Source organism: Mycobacterium lehmannii (genome assembly GCF_002245535.1).
Taxonomy (GTDB): Bacteria; Actinomycetota; Actinomycetes; order Mycobacteriales; family Mycobacteriaceae; genus Mycobacterium; species Mycobacterium lehmannii.
On the sequence record NZ_NKCN01000001.1, the window covers coordinates 168,695 to 180,778 of the forward strand.

Genomic DNA, 12,084 nt, shown 5'->3' on the forward strand with positions numbered 1-12,084 from the left:
CCCGCGCCCCGCAGCGAAGGTGCGCACTCCAGACCGGTGACCGACGCGCACAGACGAAGGAGAAGGACCGTGATCGACGAAACCCTCTTCGATGCCGAGGAGAAGATGGAGAAGGCGGTGTCGGTCGCGCGCGATGACCTGTCGTCGATCCGCACCGGCCGCGCCAATCCCGGCATGTTCTCGCGTGTCAACGTCGACTACTACGGGTCGCCGACACCGATCACCCAGCTGTCGAGCATCAACGTGCCCGAAGCGCGGATGGTGGTGATCAAGCCCTATGAGGCGGGCCAGCTGCGCAACATCGAGGATGCGATCCGCAACTCCGACCTCGGTGTGAACCCGACCAACGACGGCAACGTCATCCGCGTGGCGATCCCGCAGCTGACCGAGGAGCGTCGCCGCGACCTGGTCAAGCAGGCCAAGGCCAAGGGCGAGGACGCCAAGGTCGCGGTCCGCAACATTCGCCGCAAGGCGATGGAGGAGCTGCACCGCATCAAAAAGGACGGCGAAGCGGGCGAGGACGAGGTGTCGCGCGCGGAGAAGGACCTCGACAAGTCCACCGCCACCTACACCCACCAGATCGACGAGCTGGTCAAGCACAAAGAAGGCGAGCTGCTGGAGGTCTAGTGACCGAACAGCAGAAGGTTCCCGTGGCAGAGACGCCGGTCGACGAACCGCCCAAGAAGAAGTCGAGGGCGGGCCGCGACCTGCCCGCCGCCATCGGAGTCGGCGTCCTGCTCGGCGCCATGGCGATCGGCATCCTGCTCTTCTGGCCGATCGGATGGCTGCCGGTGCTGGCGGTGTTCATCCCGATCGCCACCCATGAGGTGATCCGCCGGTTGCGCGAGGCCGGATACGACCTTCCGGCGATTCCGCTGCTGCTCGGCGGCCAGGCGATGATCTGGTTGAGCTGGCCGTTCGGGCCGGCCGGGGTGCTCGGGGCGTACGGCGGGACGGTCGTCGTCTGCATGGTGTGGCGACTGGTCGGGCACGGCCTGCGCCACCAACCGGTCAACTACCTGCGCGACATCGCCGCCGCGGTGCTGCTGTCGACGTGGGTGCCGTTGTTCGCCAGCTTCAGCGCGCTGCTGATCTTCCAGGACCACGGCGGCGGCAGGGTGTTCACGGTGATCGCGACCGTCGTGTTCGCCGACATCGGCGGCTATGTGGCAGGCGTGCTGTTCGGCAAGCATTTGATGGCGCCTGCGATCAGCCCGAAGAAGTCGTGGGAGGGACTGGGCGGGTCGCTGGTGTTCGGTACCGCCGCCGCCGTGGTGTCGGTGACGTTCCTCATGGACAAGCCCGCCTGGGTGGGCCTGCCGCTGGGGCTCATGCTGGTGATCACCGGTGTACTCGGCGACCTGGTCGAGTCGCAGGTCAAGCGCGACCTCGGAATCAAGGACATGGGCACGTTGCTGCCCGGCCACGGCGGCATCATGGACCGCATCGACGCGATGCTCCCGTCGGCCGTGGCGGGTTGGATCGTGTTGACGCTGTTGGCGTGACGTCCCGCCGAGCTGGGATACTGGTCGCAGCTCATGCCCACCTCGTTGCCGCTCGTCTTCGATGCCCCGCGCCGCGCCATGCCGCCGCGGCATTTCGCCGACCTCGACGACGCGGGTCGTGTCGCGGCCGTCGGTGAACTCGGACTGCCGGCGTTTCGGGCCAAACAGCTGGCCAACCAGTACTTCGGCAGGCTGATCGCCGACCCCCACCAGATGACCGACCTGCCCGCAGGCGTACGCGACCAGGTGGCCGGCGCACTGTTCCCCACACTGCTCGATGCGGTGCGCGAGATCGAGACCGATGCGGGTGAGACGCGCAAGATGTTGTGGCGCGCGGTCGACGGCACCACGTTCGAGTCGGTAATGATGCGCTATCCGCAACGCAACACCGTCTGCATCTCGTCGCAGGCCGGGTGCGGGATGGCCTGCCCGTTCTGCGCGACGGGCCAGGGCGGGCTCAAGCGCAACCTGTCGACGGCCGAGATCCTTGAACAGGTACGTGCCGCTGCGGTGGAACTGCGTGACCGCGACGGTGACGGCATCGCGCCTGCGGCACGAGGCGGGCGGCTGTCCAACATCGTGTTCATGGGCATGGGGGAGCCGCTCGCGAACTACAACCGGGTGCTGGCCGCGGTGCGACGGATCGTGGCCCCCGCCCCCAACGGTTTCGGGATCTCGGCCCGGTCGGTCACGGTGTCGACGGTCGGCTTAGCGCCCGCGATCCGCAAGCTCGCCGACGAACGGCTCGGGGTCACGCTGGCGTTGTCACTGCACGCCCCGGACGACGAACTGCGCGACACCCTCGTGCCGGTGAACAACCGGTGGAAGGTGTCGGAGGCGCTCGACGCCGCGCGCTACTACGCCGACGTGACCGGCCGGCGGGTGTCGATCGAGTACGCGCTGATCCGCGACGTGAACGACCAGCCTTGGCGCGCAGACCTTTTGGGCAAGCGGCTGCACGGCGCGCTGGGCCCGCTCGCGCACGTCAACGTCATCCCGCTGAATCCGACACCCGGCAGCGAGTGGGATGCCAGCCCCAAACCGGCCGAACGCGAGTTCGTCCGGCGTGTCCGCGAGCGCGGCGTGTCTTGCACTGTGCGCGACACGCGAGGGCGCGAAATCGCCGCGGCCTGTGGGCAGTTGGCGGCCCAAAGCTGAGTTCTTCGCCTCGAGACCGACGTATTGGCGGGTTTCGCTCGGACTTTTCCGCCAAAGCGTCGGTCTCGGCGTCACTGAGCGGGGTGATTGGTGAACCAGACGTTCTCCTCGACCAGCCGACGGCTGCGCCAGCCGTCCGGCGTCCGCACGAGTTCGTGGTGGTAAAGCCCGCCGCAGAAGCTGGGCTCGGTCATACCGGTCAGTTGCATCGGGTTGTAGAACATCGCCCGCACCCGCGCGGTGTCGCCGTAGGGCCCCGTGTCGACGTCGGCCTCGATGTTGGTGATGTGGTGCAGGCTCCAGGCGACTGCCCCGAAGTTCGCTGCGAACCAGTCCACCACCTCGTCGCGGCTCCCGGCGACTGCGCCGATCGACGACGGATAGTCGATGTGCGCGTCGTCGGTGAACACCGAGCGGTACAGCTCCCAGTCCTTGGTGTCGACCGCCCGGGCGTAGCGGTACAGCAGCGCGGCGATCTCGGCCGTATCGCCCTCGGACGCCTGCGTCATGGCGCCGCGGTGTCGGGCATGCCGATCGTCTTGGCTTCCAGGTATTCCTTGTAGCCCTCTTCGCCGTTGCGGTAACCCAGCCCGGACTGTTTGGTGCCGCCGAACGGGCTGTTGATGCCGAAGTGGCTCTTGCTGTTGATCGTCACGTTGCCGGTGCGCATGCGGCAGGCCACCGCGAACGCGCGATCGAGGTCGGCGCCGGACACCTCACCGGAGAGCCCGTAGATCGTGTTGTTGGCGATCGCGACCGCCTCGTCGTCGGTGTCGTACGGGGTGACCGTCAGCACGGGACCGAAGATCTCCTCTTGGGCCACTTGCGAATTCGGGTCAACATCGGCCAGCAGGGTGGGCTGGGTGTAGTAGCCGGTCGGCAGGTTCTCCGGGATGCCGCCGCCGGTGACCAGCCGCGCACCGGAGTCGATACCGCTCTTGATGAGGCCGAGCACCTTCTGGCGCTGGGTCTCGCTGATCTGCGGGCCCTGCATGTTGCCCGGCGTCCACGGGTCGCCGACCGGGAAGCCCTCCATCATCGTCTTGAGAATCTCGATGCCTTCGTCGTAGCGACTGCGCGGCAACAGGATCCGGCTCGGCAGGATGCAGGACTGCCCGCTCATCACGCACGCCATCATCGCCGCCATCGACAACGCCGAGTTGAAGTCGGCGTCGTCGAGCACGATGTGGGCCGACTTGCCACCCAACTCGAGCAGCGTCTTCTTCACCGTCGGCGCCCCTGCGGCCAGGATCGCCCGCCCGGTGGCCGTCGACCCGGTGAACGTGATCATGTCGACCCTCGGGTCGGCGGACAGCGCGGCGCCGACCTCGTTGGCGTTGGACACCACCACGTTGAACACCCCGGCCGGGATGTCGGTTTCCTCGGCGACAATGCGGCCGTACTCGCTGCCCGACCACGGTGTGAGCTGCGCGGGTTTGAGGACGACGGTGTTACCGGCCATCAGCGCGGGTACGGTCTCGGCGACGTTGAGGTAGAACGGCACGTTCCACGGGGTGATCGCGCCGACCACACCGACCGGCTCGTAGTGGATCTTTCGGCGGGCCGGGCCCAACGGTGTCTCGTGCACACCGTTGTCGACCAGGTAGTCGAAGTTCTTGCCGTGCTCGGCCCAGTGCTTGACTTCGTCGATCGGGCTCTCGATCTGGCTGCCGCTCACCGACACCGGGCAGCCGACCTCGGTGATCAGGATCCGGCGCAGCCGTTCCTTGTTGCGTTCGAAGGCCTCGTGCAACTGCGTCAGGCAGTGGTACCGGAAGTCCAGGTCGCGCGACCAGTCGGTTTCGTCGAAGGCGCGCCGCGCCGCGCCGACCGCGCGGGCCATGTCCTCGACGGTGCCGTCGGTCGCCCGGCCTGCGACCTGTTCACTGGCGGGGTGGATGACATCGAACGTCGCGCCACTGGCCGTGGTCAGCATCTCGCCGTCGATCAACATCCGCTCGTCGCCGGCCAGCACGCCGGTGTCAGTCTCAACCTGGGTCATGCGGACAGCTTTACAAATTTTTGCGCGAGTGTCAGCTTTTCGCGGGAGCCGGACGGCTAACCCTGTGGCTTGATCCCGGTGGCGTGCCGCAGTTGTGCCAGGAACTGGTCGTCGTCGTCACTGCGGACGATGTAGTGCGAGATCGCCACGCGAATTGCGGTGGCCGCCTTGACCGCTGCGTTCGGGCCGCTCAGCAGTTTCTGCAGACGCGCGCGCATGACCGGGATGATCTTCGTGAGCTGCGAGATCACGACCTCTGGTTCGATGTCGACAAGCCGCACACCCGAGTACGAGTGCTGGTACTCGACGATGAACCGCAACGCGGCGTCGAGCTTCTCGGTACCCCGCAACCCGGCCGTCGCCGTGCTGATGCCGTTGTCGAACAGGTCGCGCTCGAAGACGCCGAACGCGTCGAGCAGTTCACCTTTGGAGGCGAACCAGCGGTAGAGCGTCGGACGGGACACGCCGGCCTGCAGCGCAACCTCCGAGAGGCTCAGCTTGGTCTGCCCGCTTCGGGCCAGAACCTCCGAGGTCGCGACGAGAATCCGGTGCCGCGTCGAAATGTCCTCGGGTCCGAGTGCGTCGCGCAGCGCTTCGTTCACGGGGCAAGCGTAGAACGTTCTTCACATCGACTTCTGGAGTACGGCGACAGTGTCGAGATCTTGTAGCGCCGCGACGCCGCGGCGCAGGCCCTCCAACGCTATGCCCTCGTCCTGCATGCCACCCATCCCGGCGGTGATCAACGCGGCGACGTAGGCATACAGGGCGCCCTGGCGATACCGGTCCCACAGCTCGCCGCGGTCCAACTCCGGTCCGCCGCATGCGGTGAGCGCGTGACGGTAGACGTCGAGCAGCTCGCGTTGGTGGGCCTGGCGATCGGCGGGCGTCATGCTGGTGACCAGCGTGTACGCCAGCTCGCGGTTGGGATGCCCACGCCGGACGGCTTGCCAGTCCAACAGCCCCGCCTCGCCGTTGCGGAAGTACACGTTGCCCGGATGCGCGTCGCCATGCGTCACGGTGTGGGGCGGCTCGTCGATGAGCCGGGCCACGGCACGGTAATTCTCGTCGATGAAGCGGCCGGCGCCGACCGCGATATCGGTGCGCTCGGCGATGCGGCGCGCCGACGTCTTCAGCAGCGGTCCGGTGAGCAAGGACGCGGTATCGCCTGATGCGGTGTAGAGCCAGTCGGGCACCTGGTTCCAGAAGGTCGCGTGCAGCCTGGCCAGCAGCTCGACGATCTTGGCGGCCCGGTCGGCGCTGATCGGATGCAAGGTGTCGGGAAAGTCGCATTCGTCGGCCGGCAGATCCTCCAGCACGAGGACATAGCGACCCGTCACCGAGTCAAACGCCGAGCCGTGACACGTCGGGAGGCCGGTGAGCCGCGGGGACAGTTCGCGGTAGAAGCGGGTTTCGGTCGCGCCCAGCCGCCCCATCTCGCCCATCAGGCGGGTGGCGACGGTCTCGGCGGCCAGCTTGACGAACACGGTCGGCGGGACGTCGTCGCCGATCAGCCCGAGCCGGACGCGCGACGAGGTGCCGGAGTCCCCGCCCAGCACCGACACCGCGGCCACGGGACGGCCGATGATCCGCGACATGGCGGGTGCGTCCAGTTCGGACACGGACCGCGGAAGTGGGCGCAGACGGCCGAACACGGCGTCGGTGGCGATACGTTGTACCCCGCGGCCCAAATGTGCGGCCAGGCCGAGCACCGGCGCAGCGTGCTTCACCACGCCAGTTTACAAATTCGGGAATACATGTAAAGAAGGTGTCGATGGCGGGTCCGCTCGAGGGAGTACGAGTGGTCGAACTCGGCGTATGGGTGGCCGGACCGGCGGCTGCCGGGATACTCGCCGACTGGGGCGCCGACGTCGTCAAGATCGAACCGCCGACCGGCGACCCGGCGCGGTTGTTCGGCAAGATGCTCGGTGTCGACGGCGACGTGAGCCCACCGTTCGAGATGGACAACCGCGGTAAGCGCAGCATCGTGCTCGACATGACGACCACCAAAGGCCGCGCCATGGCCCGCGAATTGATCGAGGGCGCAGACGTTTTCGTCACCAACGTCCGGCCCGGCGCGCTGGCGCGCATGGGACTGGACTTCGCAGCTCTCGCCACGCACAACCCGCAACTGGTGTAGGGGTTGGTCACCGGCTATGGCGAGAACGGGCCGGACGCGGACCGGGCGGCCTACGACGTCGCCGCGTTCTGGGCGCGAGCGGGGCTGGCCCACCTGCTGACCCGTCCCGGCCAGACCCCGCCGTTCCAACGCGGCGGCATGGGCGACCACGCGGCGGGGATGACGCTGGCCGCCGCGGTCTGCGCCGCGTTGGTGGCGCGGGGCCGCACCGGGAAGGGGCAGTTGGTCAGCACCTCGCTGTACCGCCAGGGGGTCTATACGGTGAGCTTCGACCTCAATACCTTTCTGCTGACCGGGAATTCGATTGTGATCGGACAGCGGGAGACGATGGGCAACCCCTGCATGAACAACTACGCGGCCGGTGACGGGCGCCGCTTCTGGATCGTCGGCCTGGAAGCCGGGCGGCACTGGCCGCCGTTGTGTCGCGCGGTCAAGCGTCCTGAGTGGCTGACCGATCCCCGGTTCGACACCCCGCGGGCGCGCGCCGTCAACGCGGTCGAACTCGTCGCCGAACTCGACGAGATCTTCGCCTCGAAAACCCTCGCCGAGTGGGCGGAGGTCTTCGCCACCGAACCGGACTTCTTCTGGTCGCCGATCAACTCGCTGGAAGACATCGTGGCCGACGAGCAGTTCCACGCCGCCGGCGGCATCGTCTACGTGCCCGACGGCGAAGGCGCGGCGCCGATGGTCGCCTCACCGGCCGACTTCTCGGGCACGCCGTGGGAACCCCGTTGGGCCGCACCGCGCTTGGGGCAGCACACCGACGAGATCACGGCCGAGCTCAAGACGTCGGGTGCTTGACCCGCACCGCGTGGCGTAGCTGCGCGAGGAAGTCGGCGTCGTCGTCGCTGCGCACCAGATAGTGCGACACCGCGACCCGCACCGCGGTCGCCACGGCAAGACCGGGATCGGGACCGGTGGCCAGCCGTTCCAGGCGCTGGCGCATCAACGGAATCACCCGGGAGAGCCGTTTGATCACCTGCTCCGGTTCGATGTCGATCATCCGCAGACCCGGATAGGACTGCTGGTAGTCGACGATCACCCGCAACGCCGCGTCGAGCCGCTCGCTCGGAGGCAGGCCCGCTGTCGCCTCGGCCACCGCACGTTCGTAGTACTGGCGCTCCCACACCACGAACGCGTCGAGCAGGTCACGCTTGGAGGCGAACCAACGGTAGAGGGTGGGCCGGGAGACCTGCGCCTGCAGTGCGACCTCGGAGAGGCTGAGCTTGGTCATGCCGTGGCGGCCGAGTACTTCTGCGGTCGCTGCGAGGATGCGTTCGCGCGTCGAGGAGTCTGCGTCGGCTACCGGCACCGTCATAGCTTTACAAACTTTTGACGAAGTGTCACGCTGAATCGGTGACATCAGCCCGCGAATACAGCGCTGTCGACATCACGTCGGAAGAGTTCTGGAGTCGGCCCTTCGCCGTGCGTGACGAGACGTTCGCACGGCTGCGAGCCGCCGACGGGTTGTCCTGGCATCCTCCGCTGCCCTCCATGTTCGGAATCGAGGAGCCCGGCTTCTGGGCACTGACGCGGCGCGCCGACATCGCCTACGTCAGCCAGCATCCCGAGCTGTTCACCTCGGCTCAGGGCGTTGCGCTGAACCCGATGCCCGCCGAGATCCAGCGGTTCGCCTCGTTCTTCTTGACCATGGACCCGCCGCAGCACACCGTGTACCGCCGGCTGATCAGCTCGGCGTTCACGCCCCGCAACGTGCGGCTGATCGAGGAACAGATCCACAAGAACGCGGTCACCATCGTCGAAAACCTCGTCGGCGCAGGCGAAGTCGACTTCGTGTCGACATGCTCGGCCCAACTGCCGATGCTGACGATCATGGACATGCTCGGCGTGCCCAGCGCCGACCAGCCCGCCGTGGCCTATGCCGCGGAGAAGTTGTTCGGCATGAGCGACGAGGAGTACGTCACCGAGGATGAGCGCGCCGCCGACCCGGTCGCACAGATCGCGCTGTTGTCGAACACCGGCGTCGAGCTGGCCAAGTTCCGGCGCACCCACCCCGGCGACGACCTGATGACCAGCATCGTGAACGCCGAGGTCGACGGCCACCGGCTGACCGACGAGGAGATCGGGGCCTTCCTGATCCTGCTCGCCTCGGCCGGGAACGACACCACCAAGCAGGCCACGACGCACGCGATGATGGCGCTGGTCGACAACCCGGACCAGCGCGACTGGTTGATGGCGGACTTCGACGGCCGGATCGGTTTGGCCGTCGAAGAATTCGTTCGCTGGTCCTCGCCGGTCCTGCAGTTCGCGCGCTTTGTCACCGAGGACACCGAGATCAACGGCCAGCCGGTCAGCGAGGGCGATAAGGTCGCGCTGTTCTACTGCTCAGCCAACCGCGACGAGGCCGCGTTCACCGACCCCGCCGCATTCGACCTGTCCCGGTCCCCCAACCCGCACCTCGGGTTCGGCGGCGGAGGCCCGCATTTCTGCCTGGGAAGCCAGCTGGCCAAAGCCGAGCTGCGAAACCTGTTCCGAGAGTTGCTGACTCGGTTGACGACGATCGAGTTCGGCGAACCCGACCTGCTGTACAGCAGCTTCGTGCACGGCGTCAAACGGCTGCCCGCCGTCGTTCGCTAGGAGTGAGCATGCGCGTCGAAGTCGATCTGGGCCGGTGCACCGGACACGGGATCTGCGAGTCAATCGCCGAGGAGGTGTTCGAGGTGCGTGACGACGGCATCGTGCTAATCCACGAGCCCGAACGTCCGGAGTCCGACAGGGACCGGATGCAGCAGGCTGTGACGCAGTGCCCGGCCGCGGCGTTGCGCTTGCTCGACTAGCTCAACCGGCTCGACCGGCTGGGCGAGCTTGGCCTCCGATTCGCCTCCCGCGGAGTTATCGTTTCGGCAATGAGGTCGAGATTGCTTGCGGTGTGCCTGGTCGCGATCGGCGTGACCGGCTGCGGCGCGATCAGGGGATCGGTCGACCTCGTCGCCGAGGAGCCCACTCCGATCGCGATCACCACACTCGCCGCACCCGATGCCACGTTGGCCGACAGCGCCGTCGTCGCAGAGGCTGCGCGCAGCGTCGTGAAGATCCACACCGAGGCCCTGCAGTGCGCGAGGACGGTGGACGGCAGCGGAGTCGTCGTCGCACCGAACCGGGTGATGTCGGCCGCACACACCGTGGCGGGCGCGGACGTCGTCAGAGTCTGGGCGGGCGACCGGGAGATACCGGCCACCGTCGTTGTTTTCGACCCGGCGATGGACGTCGCCGTGCTCGATGTGCCCGACCTGCAGGCCCCAACGCTGTCGATGGACCAGCACACCGCCCTCACCGGCACCGATGCCGTGGTGCTCGGATATCCCGGCGGAGGGCCGTTCGTGGCCACCCCCGCGCGGATCCGCAGGGTCATGGAGCTTCTCGTGCCGGACATCTACCGCACCACGACGGTGAATCGCGAGGTCTACGTCATTCGGGGCCCGATCCGGCGCGGCGGTTCGGGCGGGCCACTCATCGACCTGAACGGCCACGTGCTGGGCATCAGCTTCGGGGCGGCCATTGACGACCCCGAGACCGGATTCGTGCTGACCGCCAAGCAGGTCTCAGCGATGATGTCGGACGGATTACGCGCCGACAGGCCCGTCGCGACCGGCGCCTGCACGCCCTGATCAGCGCTGGGGCATCGGCCGGACGAGCACGGACTGCTGGATCGCGCCGAGCGCGCCGGTCTCGTCGAACAGCGTGCCGAGTGTCGTACCGATGCCATCGGGCCCGTAGCTGGTCTCCGCGCGGATACCGATCCACTCGCCCTCCGGGATCCGGTGCACGTGCACGACGAGATCGGTGTTCATGAACGTCCAGCGGCGGATGTCGAGCTTGGTCCCGATGCCGTTGGCGTCGTCGGCCACCGCGAACAACCGCTGAAGCGGTGTCATGGCCTCGCCCTTGACCAGGTCGACCTCTGGGCGGATCCACGACTCGCCGGGCCCCTCGCACAGCGGTTCGGTCAGCCACCGCCAGTCGAGGCTGTGCACGTAGTTGCGATCCCAGTCCTTCTTCATGTCACGGCCTTTCGCCTCGGACAGCGGACGCAGAGGAGGTTGCGGCGCATGCTGCACGGCGTGGGTGTCGACGGTCTTCAACCGCCACCCGCTGGCCCGCGCGACGGGTCGCGGGTCCCCGTCCGGTCGCGCAGCGAGCAGTTCGGAGGTGACGAGCTCGATCTGCTTGCCCGAGCGCTCGATTCGCGACCGCGCCCACAGATCACCCTCGGCGGGAACAGCACCGAGCAGGTCGATCAGGACCCGGCTCAAACGGGTGTCGTCGCGGGCCTCGCAGCGTTCGAGCGCGCGAACCAGGATGGCGGACACCGGCGCTCCGTGCTGGATCGCGGCCGACCAGGTGCTGCGGACCAGGTCGGTCGCGCGGAACTTCTCGCCGAGCGGATCGGCGTCGTCGATGAGCTCGTAATAGGAATCGCTCACGGTAGCCCGGCTCCCGGTATGTCGATGGTGGTCGCATCGACGCGCGACAGCTTGGTGCCTTTGAGCCGCTGCGGATACGCGTCGGTGCTGGACAACAGAAAGAGGGTGCGACGCTCGGGACCGCCGAGCGCGCAGGCGATCGCGATGCGCTCGCCGATGTCGATGCGGTCGGTGACGTCGCCGCCTTCGGTGACCCGCTCGAACTGACCGGCCAGCGTCATCGCGGCCCACACGCCGCCCTCGGCGTCGAGGCAGATGCCGTCCGGTGGTCCGTCGAGCCCGTCGGCGAAGACCCGGCGATCGGACAGTGCGCCGTCACCTGCAACGGAGTACGCGGTCAGTCGGCGTCCGGTCGACTCGGCGACGATCAGCGTCGTGCCGTCGGCGGTGATGACCATCCCGTTCGGGAAGTCGAGGCCGACGGCGACGACGGTGAAGGTGTCGTCGGGATCGAGCCGCACGATAACTCCGTGTTCGCGGGCCTGGGAGCCGACGTAGGCGCGCCCGGTGCCGTCGACGACCATGTCGCCGAGGGGGGCCGGGACGATCGCGGACAGGTCGGCGATCGTCGTGACGTTCTCGCCGTCGTAGCGCAGCACCTGGCGCGCCTCGGTGGAGGAGATCAGCAACGACCCGTCGGGGCGAAATCCGAGGCCGGCAGGCGCATGTCCCGGAAGCGGAAGCGTCGTCAGATCACCGTTGAGGTCGACGGTGTGCACGGCTTCGCCGAGCATGTCGGAGAACCAGAGCAGACCTTCGAACCAGCGCGGGCCCTCGCCGAAGCAGAACCCCTTCGCCAGCGGCGTCGGAGTCATCCCGGCACACCTTTACAAAACA

13 protein-coding genes and 1 pseudogene are annotated in these 12,084 nt (G+C 67.6%); 7 read left to right on the forward strand and 7 right to left on the reverse strand.

Annotated elements, in window-relative coordinates; genetic code table 11:
• Positions 1 to 69 precede the first annotated feature (69 nt).
• The 3 genes from frr to rlmN are packed head-to-tail and all read left to right on the forward strand — an operon-like array spanning position 70 to position 2,663.
• The gene (gene frr, locus CEX87_RS00850) at positions 70 to 627 is read left to right on the forward strand and encodes a ribosome recycling factor (RefSeq protein ID WP_064398771.1); all 558 of its coding nucleotides are present in this window, start codon (positions 70 to 72) and stop codon (positions 625 to 627) included.
• Positions 627 to 1,505, forward strand: coding sequence for a phosphatidate cytidylyltransferase (locus tag CEX87_RS00855; RefSeq protein WP_064416910.1), 879 nt, complete (start codon positions 627 to 629; stop codon positions 1,503 to 1,505). Before frr ends, CEX87_RS00855 begins: the two co-directional genes overlap by 1 nt.
• Positions 1,506 to 1,538: 33 nt before the next feature.
• Entirely contained in the window at positions 1,539 to 2,663 is a 1,125-nt protein-coding gene (gene rlmN / locus CEX87_RS00860; RefSeq protein WP_064416911.1) for a dual-specificity RNA methyltransferase RlmN, read from the forward strand.
• 71 nt (positions 2,664 to 2,734) lie between these two features.
• Here rlmN and CEX87_RS00865 read toward each other — a convergent pair whose 3' ends face one another.
• From CEX87_RS00865 to CEX87_RS00880, 4 genes are read right to left on the reverse strand one after another with little or no spacing between them, the layout of a single operon-like run.
• Positions 2,735 to 3,172: a nuclear transport factor 2 family protein gene (locus CEX87_RS00865; RefSeq protein WP_094285619.1), complete on the reverse strand. Its 438-nt coding sequence runs from the start codon at positions 3,170 to 3,172 to the stop codon at positions 2,735 to 2,737.
• Entirely contained in the window at positions 3,169 to 4,665 is a 1,497-nt protein-coding gene (locus tag CEX87_RS00870; RefSeq protein WP_064426086.1) for an aldehyde dehydrogenase family protein, read from the reverse strand. The genes CEX87_RS00865 and CEX87_RS00870 overlap by 4 nt, the downstream gene beginning before the upstream one ends.
• 56 nt (positions 4,666 to 4,721) lie before the next feature.
• Complete coding sequence (locus CEX87_RS00875; protein ID WP_064394588.1) at positions 4,722 to 5,267, reverse strand: TetR/AcrR family transcriptional regulator; 546 nt, start codon at positions 5,265 to 5,267, stop codon at positions 4,722 to 4,724.
• Between the two features lie 21 nt (positions 5,268 to 5,288).
• Entirely contained in the window at positions 5,289 to 6,392 is a 1,104-nt protein-coding gene (locus CEX87_RS00880; protein WP_094285806.1) for a phosphotransferase, read from the reverse strand.
• A gap of 44 nt (positions 6,393 to 6,436) precedes the next feature.
• Here CEX87_RS00880 and CEX87_RS00885 point away from each other — a divergent pair.
• A pseudogene (locus tag CEX87_RS00885) lies at positions 6,437 to 7,603 on the forward strand (CaiB/BaiF CoA transferase family protein).
• Here CEX87_RS00885 and CEX87_RS00890 read toward each other — a convergent pair.
• Positions 7,584 to 8,120 (reverse strand): TetR/AcrR family transcriptional regulator, encoded by a 537-nt coding sequence (locus CEX87_RS00890; protein ID WP_064394586.1) that lies wholly within the window; start codon positions 8,118 to 8,120, stop codon positions 7,584 to 7,586. The pseudogene CEX87_RS00885 and the gene CEX87_RS00890 sit on opposite strands and share 20 nt — an antisense overlap.
• Before the next feature lie 38 nt (positions 8,121 to 8,158).
• On the opposite strand from CEX87_RS00890, the gene CEX87_RS00895 reads away from it, so the two are divergent.
• The 3 genes from CEX87_RS00895 to CEX87_RS00905 all read left to right on the forward strand — a co-directional run bounded on the left by CEX87_RS00895 (position 8,159) and on the right by CEX87_RS00905 (position 10,431).
• Positions 8,159 to 9,400, forward strand: a complete 1,242-nt coding sequence (locus CEX87_RS00895; RefSeq protein ID WP_094285621.1) for a cytochrome P450 — start codon at positions 8,159 to 8,161, stop codon at positions 9,398 to 9,400.
• Between the two features lie 8 nt (positions 9,401 to 9,408).
• Positions 9,409 to 9,600, forward strand: a complete 192-nt coding sequence (locus tag CEX87_RS00900; RefSeq protein WP_064394605.1) for a ferredoxin — start codon at positions 9,409 to 9,411, stop codon at positions 9,598 to 9,600.
• A gap of 69 nt (positions 9,601 to 9,669) precedes the next feature.
• Positions 9,670 to 10,431 (forward strand): MarP family serine protease, encoded by a 762-nt coding sequence (locus CEX87_RS00905; protein WP_094285623.1) that lies wholly within the window; start codon positions 9,670 to 9,672, stop codon positions 10,429 to 10,431.
• Here CEX87_RS00905 and CEX87_RS00910 read toward each other — a convergent pair whose 3' ends face one another.
• A complete protein-coding gene (locus tag CEX87_RS00910; RefSeq protein WP_064394583.1) occupies positions 10,432 to 11,247 on the reverse strand; it encodes a thioesterase family protein in 816 nt (271 codons plus the stop codon). It abuts the gene before it with no gap.
• Positions 11,244 to 12,062 carry an SMP-30/gluconolactonase/LRE family protein gene (locus CEX87_RS00915; protein WP_064394582.1) on the reverse strand — a complete coding sequence of 273 codons (819 nt, stop codon included), beginning with the start codon at positions 12,060 to 12,062 and terminating at the stop codon, positions 11,244 to 11,246. Before CEX87_RS00915 ends, CEX87_RS00910 begins: the two co-directional genes overlap by 4 nt.
• Positions 12,063 to 12,084 lie beyond the last annotated feature (22 nt).

What these genes read in the sequence shown, in the direction of transcription:
- CEX87_RS00915 (WP_064394582.1), bottom strand. Translation starts at nt 12,062, where the DNA reads ATGACTCCGACGCCGCTGGCGAAGGGGTTCTGCTTCGGCGAGGGCCCG.
- CEX87_RS00865 (WP_094285619.1), bottom strand. Translation starts at nt 3,172, where the DNA reads ATGACGCAGGCGTCCGAGGGCGATACGGCCGAGATCGCCGCGCTGCTG.
- CEX87_RS00905 (WP_094285623.1), top strand. Translation starts at nt 9,670, where the DNA reads ATGAGGTCGAGATTGCTTGCGGTGTGCCTGGTCGCGATCGGCGTGACC.
- CEX87_RS00870 (WP_064426086.1), bottom strand. Translation starts at nt 4,665, where the DNA reads ATGACCCAGGTTGAGACTGACACCGGCGTGCTGGCCGGCGACGAGCGG.
- CEX87_RS00900 (WP_064394605.1), top strand. Translation starts at nt 9,409, where the DNA reads ATGCGCGTCGAAGTCGATCTGGGCCGGTGCACCGGACACGGGATCTGC.
- rlmN (WP_064416911.1), top strand. Translation starts at nt 1,539, where the DNA reads ATGCCCACCTCGTTGCCGCTCGTCTTCGATGCCCCGCGCCGCGCCATG.
- CEX87_RS00890 (WP_064394586.1), bottom strand. Translation starts at nt 8,120, where the DNA reads ATGACGGTGCCGGTAGCCGACGCAGACTCCTCGACGCGCGAACGCATC.